The organism is Hahella chejuensis KCTC 2396 (assembly GCF_000012985.1).
Taxonomy (GTDB): domain Bacteria; phylum Pseudomonadota; class Gammaproteobacteria; order Pseudomonadales; family Oleiphilaceae; genus Hahella; species Hahella chejuensis.
On the sequence record NC_007645.1, the window covers coordinates 7,153,033 to 7,166,313 of the forward strand.

7 protein-coding genes are annotated in these 13,281 nt (G+C 46.7%); 3 read left to right on the top strand and 4 right to left on the bottom strand.

The features are described 5' to 3' along the window. Positions 1-142 precede the first annotated feature (142 nt). The 4 genes from HCH_RS31750 to HCH_RS31760 form a co-directional block, all read right to left on the bottom strand. The gene (locus tag HCH_RS31750; protein WP_011400702.1) at positions 143-1,597 is read right to left on the bottom strand and encodes a hypothetical protein; all 1,455 of its coding nucleotides are present in this window, start codon (positions 1,595-1,597) and stop codon (positions 143-145) included. Beyond that, positions 1,594-6,558, bottom strand: coding sequence for an AAA domain-containing protein (locus HCH_RS31755; RefSeq protein WP_011400703.1), 4,965 nt, complete (start codon positions 6,556-6,558; stop codon positions 1,594-1,596). Before HCH_RS31755 ends, HCH_RS31750 begins: the two co-directional genes overlap by 4 nt. Positions 6,559-6,829: 271 nt before the next feature. Further along, positions 6,830-7,012, bottom strand: a complete 183-nt coding sequence (locus HCH_RS34070; protein WP_011400704.1) for a hypothetical protein — start codon at positions 7,010-7,012, stop codon at positions 6,830-6,832. Positions 7,013-7,233: 221 nt separating this feature from the next. After that, positions 7,234-7,671 carry a hypothetical protein gene (locus HCH_RS31760; protein WP_011400705.1) on the bottom strand — a complete coding sequence of 146 codons (438 nt, stop codon included), beginning with the start codon at positions 7,669-7,671 and terminating at the stop codon, positions 7,234-7,236. Between the two features lie 924 nt (positions 7,672-8,595). Between HCH_RS31760 and dndB the strand changes: the two genes are divergently transcribed. Genes dndB through dndD form a run of 3 tightly spaced genes read left to right on the top strand, consistent with a single transcriptional unit; the run spans position 8,596 to position 13,267 of the window. Next, entirely contained in the window at positions 8,596-9,696 is a 1,101-nt protein-coding gene (gene dndB, locus HCH_RS31765; RefSeq protein WP_011400707.1) for a DNA sulfur modification protein DndB, read from the top strand. Beyond that, complete coding sequence (gene dndC, locus HCH_RS31770; protein WP_011400708.1) at positions 9,693-11,276, top strand: DNA phosphorothioation system sulfurtransferase DndC; 1,584 nt, start codon at positions 9,693-9,695, stop codon at positions 11,274-11,276. The genes dndB and dndC overlap by 4 nt, the downstream gene beginning before the upstream one ends. Then, positions 11,276-13,267, top strand: coding sequence for a DNA sulfur modification protein DndD (gene dndD / locus HCH_RS31775; RefSeq protein WP_011400709.1), 1,992 nt, complete (start codon positions 11,276-11,278; stop codon positions 13,265-13,267). The genes dndC and dndD overlap by 1 nt, the downstream gene beginning before the upstream one ends. The last annotated feature ends 14 nt before the right edge of the window (positions 13,268-13,281 follow it).

Here is a 13,281-nt window from a genome sequence, read left to right on the forward strand (position 1 = left end):
ATATATGGTGAGCTTGCGCCAGCAAGGACGGAGAGTAGTGCTTGTACTGGAGTTTTTTTATAACTGTTACTAGACGCAGATTCTGTTGGAGAGCAATAAAGTTGTTAGCTATCTTATGGAAGCCTGCATTAATAGAGAACTGCTAGGTGACTCCGCGCCATTTACTGCCTTTAGCTATCGAAGAAATAGCTCCACAGTCATTTGGTTTATCAAAAGCAGAGCTACCTTTGACATAGTCATTGACCAGTTTTCCAAGCTTCGTAACCAACTTTTTGTTCTTTGTTATAAAGCCCAAAGGCATTGTTACCGGTAAGGTTTCTGGTTGAGTGAAATGGTAAATCACAACAGCCACTTCATCCTCAAGGAGAAGTATCTCAACATTGCCGTCCAAGAAACCTTCCGCAAGTCCTCTTGCATGATCATGAAACTGCCCAAGTTCATGCTTCCACTGCCTAGCTACTCTGAAATCCTTATCATCGGATACGGGTACATACAGTATGGGGTCATATAGCTTCTTCTCCTTTGTGCTAGACCTTCGAATGAAATCGCTTAAGCTAGAACTAAAGCGACCGTTCTTCGCCCAGTATGGATCCGAAGGCGCAATCCAAATAAATCGGCTGACGCCCGTATCAACTTTGCTTTTAATACGTTTATTGATCAGTGGAGCCAGAGCCTTCTGCAGCTTCTCCCAATTGCTTTTTGAGTATATCGGGCCAAGGAAAGTCGTTCTTCCGGAATCAGCATGTTCCTCCAAAGCCTGCATATCTTCTACATACTTCGGATTGATCAGGTTTGTCCTGGAATCAAATAGCTTCAGGGTCTCTTCATCGCTTAACGACACCATGGACTTAAAGATACTCATAGTATTGTTCGACGTTGTTAACCGAGATAGCTCTATGGCTATTAGTTCATGAACACACTCCGAGCTATTTAGCTCTTCATAGTCTTCACGCTCGACAGCCTTGCCATCGTTATCCATCTGAAACTCTGTAGCCAAACGCAACGGCAACTGTCGCAGTTTATTGACAGAGTTCACCGTGTAGACAGTGGGTTGCTCTTTTCCATCTTGAGCCAGCAACTGAGATAGATAGCCCTTATCCAGAATCTGGTTGAATTGGCGCTGAAAGTGCTTCTCTACCAACCTTTCGCTTTGAGAAGCGTTGTTATCATCAATCTTGAGAGATATACCGGTTTTCCACTTATCTTGGACATCCTGGTTGCTGAAACAGCTAAAAGTGGCAAGATCAAATGACAAGTTTACTCCACTATCTTGTACTGCAGAAAGCTGTGGGATTTCCCCAATTTGAGAGAAATAACCATTTGATTTTTCAGTCAAGGTCAGGCGACCTTCGGGTGAGAGAGTCAGTTCACCACGCTGAACCAAGTCTGAAATCGCTTCGTCTGTCTCACGGCGGCTAAGGCCAAAATAGGTCGAAATTTGTGCTTTGCTCATTGGCGCGACATGCACAAGCCTCAGCACAAACTCTCTGATAAATGGCAACCCTCTCTGAGAGACATATGAAAACTGAATGTTAAACCTCTGCGCGGGCAGCAGGAAGTCAACCTCGTGATAAGTTACTTTGTTATCAGACATCATTTCTGTTTCCCATCCTGCTTAGCTGAGATAAATGTGTACCCAGCTTCCTGACCACGCTCAGTCATATAGCGAACAACGGAGCCTAATGGCAGCTCTTTGTTGTTCCCCTTCCAAATATCCGCATTACCAACAATCAACAAACGATCCATTGCACGAGACATCGCAACGTTGATCCGATTTGGCGCTCGCAGGAATCCGGGGCTATGCTGCTTATCAGAACGCGTCAAGGACAAAATGATGATCCTATTTTCTTTACCTTGATAGCTGTCTACAGTGTCAATTTTGACAATATCCTTGAAGCCATCACTCCAGATTTCCTGATTGAATTTCTGGCGAAGCAACCGCTTTTGCTCGGCATACATGCAAATCACACCTATTGCAGCTTCATCTTCGCTAGTGAGCTTCGATAGCTCCGCTACAAATTCAGCATCTTCAGACACCTGTTTGAGCACAGATATAATCTGATCGGCTTCGCTGCGGTTGTAGATACTTCTCCCACGATCTTCCGAGTGATGCGCCCGCTGGCCCAAGCTAGAGGTATCTAGCCAGGTCACCATGCTGCGCAAAGCTCGCGGGGCATGCTGATAGACGTCCGGAATTGCTCGCTCGCCATTTCGAAGCTTACCTTCATAGAAGGTCTTCGATACCAGATCACCAATAGGCGGGGCCATACGATACTGCGTCAGCAATGCAGCGCTAGCTTGATCACCATAGGTAGAGTTGAATGCGCGAGCAAAGTCACTTCGCAACACTTCATCGATCTCAGTGCGCGAACTGTGGATACCCAACTTCCTTGCCAAAGCAGCCTTATGCGCATCGGAGTACAACGGAGGAAGCTGCAGGTGGTCTCCCACTAGCAAGACACGACTAGCAGACTGCATCGCAATGGCTAGTTCACTCGCAATTGAGCGTGCAGCCTCGTCGATGATCACCCAGTCGTAGATGTTCTCCTGAATGCCAATGTGGCCCTGCCCAATACCGACACATGTTCCAGCCACCAACTGTCTGGAGCGCGCATAAAACTCGTCAACGTTGACCCGCTCTCCAGACAAAGCTTCCTGCATATCCCGCGATATTTTTGCTAGCGCTTTGACTCGACGTGCCTCATCAGGTCTGACGCCATACTCCCTACATAGCTTGGAAATCAGAATATCTTTTGCTTCTGAGACCCTCGCTCCTGCATCCAGGCTAATGCCGTACTCTGTGCTTAGCTTGGAACGGATTGAAAGATCCAGTTTTACTGATATCTCTTTCAGCTCCTTTATGTCTTTCTCATCGCTTAAGTCATTGACTTGATATAGCAATGTCTCAAGGTGATCAATTTGCTTGAACAGCTTAAGCTCGGCCAGCACAACACTGGAAATGAACTCAGGCTCCAAGCCAATGGCCTCACTCAACGCTTCAACGCGATACTTACTCTCAGCGTTGAAAAGTTCACGCTTCTCCGTTGTGATTGCGTTCGAATAGACATCTTTTAGCCCTGGAGAAACAGCCCCTTCGCGGTTACTAAACCTTACGACTTCCAGATCCGTATTTAGTCGAGCACAGTGCTTCCTGATCCGCTCAGCAGCTGTATTTACAGCCTCATGTGACTGGCTAACCAACAAGATGCGTTTGGTGTTCTGCATCTCAACCAAATAATGCACAAAGGCCGCAATAAACTCAGTTTTACCCGTCCCCGGAGGGCCCTGTAGCAAGGAAAGCGGTCCATTGTTGACCAACTTGGCGAACGCCTCTCGCTGCTGTTCATTTAGGCTGATCTTGTTTCCGTGGTGGTCTTCACGATCATACCTGGCGAAGTCAGCATCACTTAACGAAATGCCATAGTTGAGGGCAGCTTTTTCGCAAGATGGGTCAAAGAGATCCATCAGTTCTGGCATCACACCTTCTCGATCGAGTAGTCGCTCCAAAGCTCGTTTACGTTTGCGATACGAAGCACGATCCTGTTTGGTGCGGAAGAAGACAATATCAGTGTCGGTCAACTTGTATGCTGCCGCACGAGATTTGACCAGCCGGATCTCCTTAAGCGCTGACTTCTTAAGTGACACCTCGCCAATAAACCTCTCTACCCCTTCCTTATCAACCAATAATGCTTCGACTTCATCACTACTGCTGAATCCACCTAGAGGATCTACATCAGCAGAGTAAGGTATCAGAAGCTCTCCATGAGCGTCTGCTACAGGAATAGTTTCACCACTGACTTCAATATTGGGATACGACTCGGTCTCAGTATCTAGGATTGCCCGCCACAGTTTCGCAGTCGGTATTTCCAACGTCTTTGCTGAAGCTGGCTCCACAGCCTGCTTATCTAGCCTTGAGAAGGCTTCCTTCAACTGAAGAGTTAGTGTGTCTTCTTCTGGCTTTTCTTCAGGTGCTGTTGCCAGCTCAATCGCACGTGCAAAAGACTCATCTTCATTGAGCAGCTTAGTCAAAGCAGACATTTCTTGCGTGCGACCAGGAATAACCCGTATGCCAATGCCAATTTCAAAATGGCTATCGTCAATATCCTGCTTGCGAATAGATGACCGTGGCCATGGCTTAAAGCCAACAAGCAGAGCTTGCTGCTGTTTGCAGAACATTGCAGAAAAGCTGCCGCCAATCCCAATGAAGGTTACTTTGACTTCAGTTGGCTCCTTATGGTTCGGCTCAATTTTGACATACAGATGCCCGTTATCGGGCAGGATAGTGATAGCTTCATCGGCATTGCCTGCCGTAATCTCAATCAGGCTTTGCTCTGATGATGCATTACCGCTATCTATCGCCTTTTTGAAGCGGCCTAAATCCTTAAACCCAAAATGAGGATCTTCTAACTCAGCTCGAATCGCATCTGCCAAGGCTGGGTAAGTTTCAGACTCATGCCCCCAAGACAAACCTAGCAACTCGCAGGACATCTTCATCACTGCAAAGTTGTCACGCTCAAAAGAGGTACAACCATCGATATATTCAGGACTGTAGCTGTGGTTCTTGAGCTCCTCCCCTGCCGGTGAAAAGTCTGGGATATCGATTAAGTAAAGAGAGCGACTTTCAGTCTCCAGCATTACATTGCCAGGATGGATATCGCCGTGAGCAACGCCAAGGCCGTGTAAGTGCTCTACAGCTGCAACAAACTTACCAATTAGCTCTATTTTCTCATCGTCTGCAATCAGCGCCTTGTCCCAAGTAGCTCCTTGCACTTGATCTGTAACCATGTACAGACTCGATGACTTAGAAGCAATACCAAACTCACGGATTTCCGGTAGGTAAGTCGGTTTAACTGAAGAAAGCTTATCTAGCAGTTTCAGAAACTTAAGAATCTGGAAGTTTGCCGCTGAGTCATCTCCTTGTCCGCCAGCATTCAACCAGGCTTTTACGAGTCTTCCGCCTGAGACATAGACCTCTTTTTCAGCGGTCTCTACCAGAAAGTCATCATCTTCCCGATACTGACGTGAGTGGTTGATAGCATGCCGGTAAGGATCAAGCTCAGCATCGTCAAATGTTGGAATAGCCTCGCCTGCAGGTTCGGCTTGCTTCAACGCATCAAAGAACTCTGTAGCAGTGGCGAACTTTGCAGCAACAGCATCCAACAATGCTTCTGAAAACCATTGACCACTGTTTAACATGTCATCCTGAACTGTTTCCAGGCTCTTAGGAGACATACGCTTCCCGCTAAGCAAGTGCCAGGCAACAAGACCCAAGGCATGAACATCCTGCTGAAAAGGCGTCAATTCGCCCCCATCTAGCATGTCTTGTGCTTCAACAGCACCCACTGACAGACTCTTGCGATAATCTCCAACGGTACCAATAGGTTGATGATAAGCCGAGATAAAGTTTGAAAGCGCGACCTCTTTTGATGGTGAGATCCAAAGACTATGATCAGCGATATCCCTGTGAGCAATTTTCATCTCGTGTAGGTCGCCAAACTTAGCAATTAGCAGCTTAGTGACATTCAAGCGGTCTAGTTCTGAGAAAGCCTTGCCATACTTTCCGATAAACTCGTTAAACCGAACATGGCCAGGAGGAAGTTCGTATACCTCGCTGTACTCTGCTGTCACCTCGTCTTTTTGGAAACTCGTCAGTGACCGCAAGCAGTGGTTATATAAATCCCGGTTTTGGTGATTAATATGCTGTAACACTTCACGCTCACGGGAAACAATCTCTGCTCTTCCTTCAGGAGTGTATGCCTTGTTACCTTCGACATTCTTGAACTTCCATACCCGAAGCAAAGCCTCTGTGTTGGTCGAGATCTCTGACTTGGCAATATACTCTTTGTATACTTTCTTCGGGTGTTCGAAAATCTTATCTTTGGCTTCGTAACCATCTACCCGTAGAGCTTTAGGTCCAGTCTGAGGCCCTATGAACAAGTTATCAAAAATGGGAAAATCTTGGTTCAGAACCTGTGCGTTGGGGTGTGGCCTGAAGTGCTTGTTAAAGGTATTGCGATCAGCAAACTTAAGGAAATCGGTTAACGAGATCGTATGGTGAAGCTGATCTTCAGGCAACTGACTGAAGTCTGCATTTCCAGTCATGACAACGAAGAAGTGAACAAAAGGGGGATAGCCTTTGTTCGTGAAACGTTGAGCCAGCCGCTTTAGCTTGTTGTCTAGTGTGAATTTTTTGCCGCGAGTTACACTGACTGGAGAGCGCCCCATGTTCTGGTCGCCCTTATACCAGGTGTCGCCACGTGCGGTAACAGGCTGATGGTTCCAGTCTTTCAATTCAACGATGATAACGTTGCAGTGCGTTACAATGACTAAATCGAATTCGCCTTCTTTTTTTGCCTCAACGAAACGAAAACCTGCATAGCCTTTCCAAGGGAGCATAACTTTGTTGTTGCCATAACTGCTTTGCAGCTGATCGCGCAGAGATCCTCCACGAACGGGAGCCTTAGGTGCATTAACTGAATCTGAAAAGGCAGCCTTTATTTTCTCGATGGCTGCAACTTCCTGTTCTTGTAAGCCTCCATCCCAAATTTCTACTTCCATGCTTTCTTCCTAAATAAGAATTCAATATGTCTGAGGATCAACTCTTTTATAAAGTCCTCTTCAACTCTGGAACCAACTCTTCATATCTATACTTGACACTTGCATTTACCGGTAACGCCCTTTTTATTAAGCTTACGTTCCGTTTATCATTCGTAATTCATTCTCACATTACTTTTATTATAGTGACCCCAGAATCTCCAACCGCATTTCAAGCGGAATTTTGATCGATGCGTCGCCCCTTTCCCCCTGCTAAGCTGGCGCTCAATAGGACTTAAAGTTCAAATAACGTAGCATTTGGCGCAAGTTTCTGGATGTCAGATAGGTTCCACCCGCCATCTACCGGAATAGCAACATGATCTCCCACCAATACAGCATATGCGGTGTTCAAAGAAAAAGTTGGGGCATCAATATGTGCTCGACCAGCTTGCTCCATATTAAAAACTTCTTCAGCCAAAACCTGCGGGTTCGCATTGTTCTCAATGGGATAGGGTAAATCAGATTTCTGTGTGTTCTAACTGCCGACCAAGCTAAGATAAATAGGAGGGCATAGCATACCCTGCGCAAACGCACTGAAAACTACACGATCATTTGAAAATGGGTATCAATTGTGGTGACTGAGGCATGCAAGGTCGTCGAATACCGATACTCACGCCTCATCCGTGATCCGCTTGCGAATTAGTGCTGAACTGGGATAGCCTCAAATAAGCAGAAATTTACACTATCTGCAGCGATACTGAACATGTTTGTATCGTCGAAATTACTAAACGTATAACCACAAGTGACGACCATCAGGCTACTATCATTCGATACTGTCACTAAATCAAGGGGATACACGATCACATAGTCCTCTCCCTTCATAGAAAAGTCACTGGCGGAGAGGGGAATGTCGTAATCTTCCTGCAACGTTCGACGCAACTCGTCATGCTTCTTCCTCTCCGTTTCCTTGTAGGGGGCGAATAGGTCATCAGCGCAAGCCCCCTGAAACAGGCCTTCGCTTTGGGCTTGCAATATCAACTCCCGCGCTTCTGCACTCTTTAGTGACCGCCGTGAGAAGGCTCCTTCAGGGAAATTGTCCAGCTGAACATGCCAAAAAGATAAAAATAACTTTGTCATGGTTATAGCCTGAGTAAAGCTTTATTGCTTGACCTACGGGAAGGCAAAGAGGCCTTCACAGTATTCTAGCGCCAATTGTTGGAGTTTTCCCACAAACCAGACCTAATCTACAGGACAAGGCTAGTTGGGAAAGTAACTTTTAGCCACATACGAAACCTTCCGTTTGCATGCAGGCAAAGAACTCCGAACCGTCAGTTCTAGCCACATCCACGCTCCCTTCGGTTTTATCTTCAACTTCCCTTTGTCCTATAGTGACACGAGTTTCTCCAACCACCTGTTGGAGATTTAGACCACCCTCAAGGTGCTGCACTTATTGGTTGAATCCAAGACTGATTCGGATTGCTGACAAACGCAACGCCCAGCTGTAGAAGAACAAAAAAGAATCATACTTTGTAACAATAGATAGCTTTGAAAAGAGAGAGAGATAGATACCCTACCCAACAACCACAGGGCCCTCACGGCACGTCTCCAGCCCTAGAATTGAGAGGCTGACGAGTGACTCTTAAAACTCTGGACTAAGCACCTATCAAATGGCTAGGCGAGACTTACTCAACAGAGCCATCACCACTCGTAACCCAATAGGGTGCTTTTTGAGCAGTTTTTCAAGATCACTGTACGTCAGTAAATCAACTTTAGAGGCCTTAGCCGCGCTGCGCACTTTATCGTTGTAGCCTTTTGCGTTGGTGGGGCAATCAAGTGGTTAAATTTTTTTCAACATTTTTTCTTCGTACAGTAGCTTTGCCCGGTAAACCTACCCCTTTTATGTGCCCGTATAGTCTTTAAAAAATAGCTAGGCCATGTAAATCGAAGGCATACATAGGATAAGAGGGATTTACCTTATTTAGCAGGAAAGCTTGCATTTGGTAAAAACAACAAACAAAATACCGCTTGTTCGTAAAAAATAACGTACAGACATGAGTAATAATGGTTTCATCTCTACTCAACGAATATACCCACAAATTCCCAGCGGTCCGAGGCATGCAAGCAGGCAGGCCATGCTACATAGCGATGTGCCCGATGAGGCTTATACCCAAATTATTTGTCTTCGACGAAGATGTTGTACCCCCGGAGCTTCGCGCCCAACGTCGCCTAAACGAAAGCCGTGTACCCGATATTACTCATTATCTCGTCGAAAATCCTGATTCATATACGCTCTCTGCGATCACGGCATCTATCGACGGCTCCGTTATTTTCGAGCCTGTGGCGGACACTGGGCCTGCAATTAACTTAGGCATGCTCTCCATTGGTATGGATACCCAGATTCTGGTGAATGATGGTCAGCACCGTCGTAAAGCCATCGAGCAAGCTGTAAAGGAAGCCCATGAGTTAGGGCACGATAATATTCCTGTATTGTTCTTCGTTGATGAGGGCCTCACGCGAAGCCAGCAAATGTTTGCCGACCTTAATAAGCACGCAGTGCGACCTTCAGATTCACTCAGTACGCTCTACGACCATAGAGATGGCGGCTCCAAACTAGCCAGATATGTATTTGAATGCGTGCCCTGCTTTAAGTCCCTAACCGATCTCGAAAGTAGTAGTCTCTCTAAGCGAAGCAGCAAGCTCTTTACCTTGAGCTCTCTAAAACAGGCCTCAAAAGCTCTCCTAGGTAAACGCGGGAAAGATCCAATATCAGAACCCGAAATGCAATTAGCCTGTGAGTACTGGGAAGCTGTCTGTAGTAACATGCCCCACTGGCATGATGCCCTAGAACGCAATATCTCCACCTCCGATCTTCGAGAACAATACATCCATGCTCACGGGATTGGATTGGGAGCACTGGGAGAAGCCGGATCTGACTTGCTGAGACAATTTCCGAATAATTGGAAAGATAAACTCACACACCTATCGGAGATCGACTGGAGTCGCTCAAATATTAAACAGTGGCGAGGCCGAGCCATGGACAATCACGGCAAGATCAGTAAGACACGCAGTAGCACCGTACTCACAGCAAATATCATCCGTCATGCACTTGGAGTATCCCTGGGTGCAGAACAACAACACATCGAAGACCAGCTGACCTCATGAGCCAAAGAAAAACACTATACCCCAGCATGGATAAGATGCTGGAGGCGTCTGCATTCGCCGGCCGTCCGGCGCTCGATCTGATTCTGGAAATACAGAGCCTCTACCTGGAGAATGACAAACCATGGGTTATCGGCTTTAGTGGCGGCAAAGATAGTACAACAGTTTTATCTCTCATCTATGTAGCTCTTACTGGCCTCCCAGAAGCAAAGCGCCACAAACATATCTATGTGATCTCATCAGACACCCTGGTCGAAACGCCTATGGTCGTCGATATGATCAACGATTCGATTGAGGCCATTAACAGAAATGCGCAGGACAAGAAGCTGCCTATTTCGGCCCACGTTGTTTACCCCGCATGGAACGAAACCTTTTGGGTAAACCTCTTGGGTAAAGGCTACCCCGCACCGACTCAAAACTTCCGTTGGTGTACTGAGCGGATGAAAATCGATCCAGTCAGCACCTTTATCAAAGATAAAATTGCTCGCTTTGGTGAAGTCATCGTTGTCTTAGGCGCTCGTAGTCAAGAAAGCTCTTCCCGCGCTCAGGTCATTGCAAAACATAAGATCGAAGGTTCTTCACTATCCCGTCACTCATCGTTACCTGGCGCCTTTACCTATATGCCAATTGAGGACTGGACCTTCGATGAAGTTTGGATGTACCTCTTAGGTGCCCCTGCCCCCTGGGGTGGTGACCACTTCGAACTGTTCGAGCTTTACAAAGACTCAAGTGCGGGTGAGTGCCCCTTGGTGATAGATACCAACACACCCTCCTGTGGTAACTCCCGGTTTGGCTGCTGGACTTGCACGGTCGTCACAAAAGACAGAGCCATTGAAGGACTTATTGATTCAGGGGAAGTGTGGCTGAAGAAGCTTAAAAGCTTTCGCAACAAGCTCTTTAAAACTACGCTTCCAGAAAATAAGAACGAGTACCGTAACTTTAAGCGTCGTACCGGACGAATTCAGTATGCACGCGGCGCAATTGACAATGACAATATCGCCGAAATCAAAACGATTCCTGGGCCTTACCTGCTCGAATACAGAAAGCAATGGCTGAAAGAACTACTTACTATTGAGAAAAACCTCATAGAGGAAGGGCGAAAAATTCAGCTTATTCACCCAGAAGAGCTTCATGCCATTCGAAAAGAGTGGATGTTCGATCCCAATGAGCCAGACTGGTCAGACGAACTGCCCAAAATCTACCACAGTGTCTATGGCGAAGACTTAGACTGGGTCGAGCACGATAGTGGAGCCTTCTCACAGGCAGACGCCGACCTCATTGCCGAGCTTTCGGCCGAGAATGGTGTACCCGCAGAATTGGTCATGAAGCTTTTAGAGCTTGAGCTCTCCATGGACGGCCTTAGTCGCCGCAAAGGGTTATTTAACAAGATTGAGAACTTGCTCAAGAACGACTGGGGAAGCAAGGAAGATATTCAAGCGGCCAAAGCAGCAGCGACCCACACGTCAGACTTTAAAAACAAACTGAAAACTGAGCTCAACACCGAAAGCTCAGATCTACACCTGAAGTCTGTCTATGACGAACAACTCAAAGCTCTGACAAAAGAGTATGAGGCCCTAAGCTAATGATTTTGAAAAGCCTCTACTTACAAAATTTTGGTGTTTTCCAAGGCAGTTTTGACGACAACCATGTCGACCTGGAACCACGAGTAAAGTACAACCGCAAGCGGCCGATCATTCTTTTCGGTGGCCTGAATGGTGCTGGTAAAACAACAACGCTTACCGCTATAAGACTTGCACTCTATGGCAAGCAGAGTCTCGGACGTTCAGTGTCTGTTCAGATCTACCACCAATTTTTAGTTGATGCCATCCATAAACCTAAGGGAAAGGTTCTCGCACCTAATACTGCCGGCATAAAGCTAGACTTCAACTTTGGGCGCCAGGGTGAGGTCATCGACTACACCGTCGAGCGCGTCTGGACAGTGCGCGGCAAGAGCGTTTTTGAAAATGTCGAGATCTACCAGAACGACGAACACCTCAAAAGTCTTACTGACCATCAAAAGCAGGCCTTCCTCAATGAGCTGATTCCAATTGGTGTGGCAGATCTGTTTTTCTTCGATGGAGAGAAGATCGCCGACCTCGCCGAAGATAACAACAACAGTGCATTGGCTGATGCCATCAATCGTCTTTTAGGCTTGGACATAATTGATCGGCTAAAGGCAGATCTTGGTGTTTACTTGCGTGATCGGAAACGAGATAAGCTACCCTCTGCCATTCAAAAGGAGATGGAAGCCCTCGAGAACAGCTACAAATCTCTTTACTCCAAATATCAGTCTCAACTAGCCGATATCGAAGCTCTAAGGATTGAATCGACCGAGCTCGAGACGACTAAAGAACGCTTGAACCAAATTATCAATGATCTGGGAGGTGCCTGGGCCAGCAATAGACAAGAGGCCGAAACTAAAGAAAAAATGCTGAGAGCCAAGCGGAATGAATTACAAGTGCAAATCAGGAATTTGATTGCAGATGCGGCTCCTCTAGCATTGGCGACAAATCAAATAGCCGCTCTGCTAAAGCAGCTGACTGACGAACAACAGTCTAAACGCCAACTGGTTCTCCAGGTTGAGCTACGTAAGCAGCTAAACAAAATTCAGAGCGCACTAATCAAGTCACTCGGAAAAGAGCACAAAAAGGCCATTGAAACCTCTATTGAAGAAAGCTTACCCGCTGCGACCTCCATTGATACGAACATTATCCACGATATCTCTGATAGCGAATTCAACCGCCTGAATCACCTAATTACCAAAGTTGTGCCAGAACAACAAGCCAAAGTGAAGGCGCTCTCTAGTGAACTTGAAGAAGTCGAAGAAGAACTAGCTCATGTTGGCCTCAATATTTCACGCGCTCCAGATGAGCGTCGGATTTCTAACTTTGTTTCCGAACTGGGCGAAATCGAAAACTCCCTTGGACAGCGCCAAGTTGAAATCAAACAAAGGACTGAAGCAGCCAAAGCCACTCTGCGCGAGGCCATGGATAGCTTGCGCAAACTTCGAGAAAAAGAGAAGGAGTTCGGTAACGTAACAAATCTGGATCAAGCGGTCACTTTAGCTGACCGTACTCGAGGACTATTGGAAAGCTTCTCCAGCAAAAGTCGCGAAACCAGGATCAATACCCTTGAGCAAGAGTTTATTAAATCTTTTGCCAAACTAGCCCGTAAAGACGATCTGATGATTACCGCTAAAATTGACCCCGAAACCTTCAGCGTCTCGCTAATCGACGGTACAGGTCATATCATCGATAAGAAGAAACTATCCGCAGGTGAGAAGCAGATCTACGCTATTGCCATGCTGGAAGCCCTTGGACGGACCTCTGGTCGCAACCTGCCAATCATTATTGATACGCCACTGGGCCGACTAGACTCCCACCACCGCGAGAATCTGGTTAAAAACTACTTCCCAACCGCAAGTCATCAAGTATTAATCTTATCGACGGATACCGAAGTCGATGAAGACTTCTATAAAGAACTGTCGCCAGAGATATCGCACGCTTTCGAGGTCGCTTACGACCCAGAAGCTGGAAGTTCCGTATACTACGAAGGCTACTTCTGGCGTCACTGAGCCAGAAAAATTCG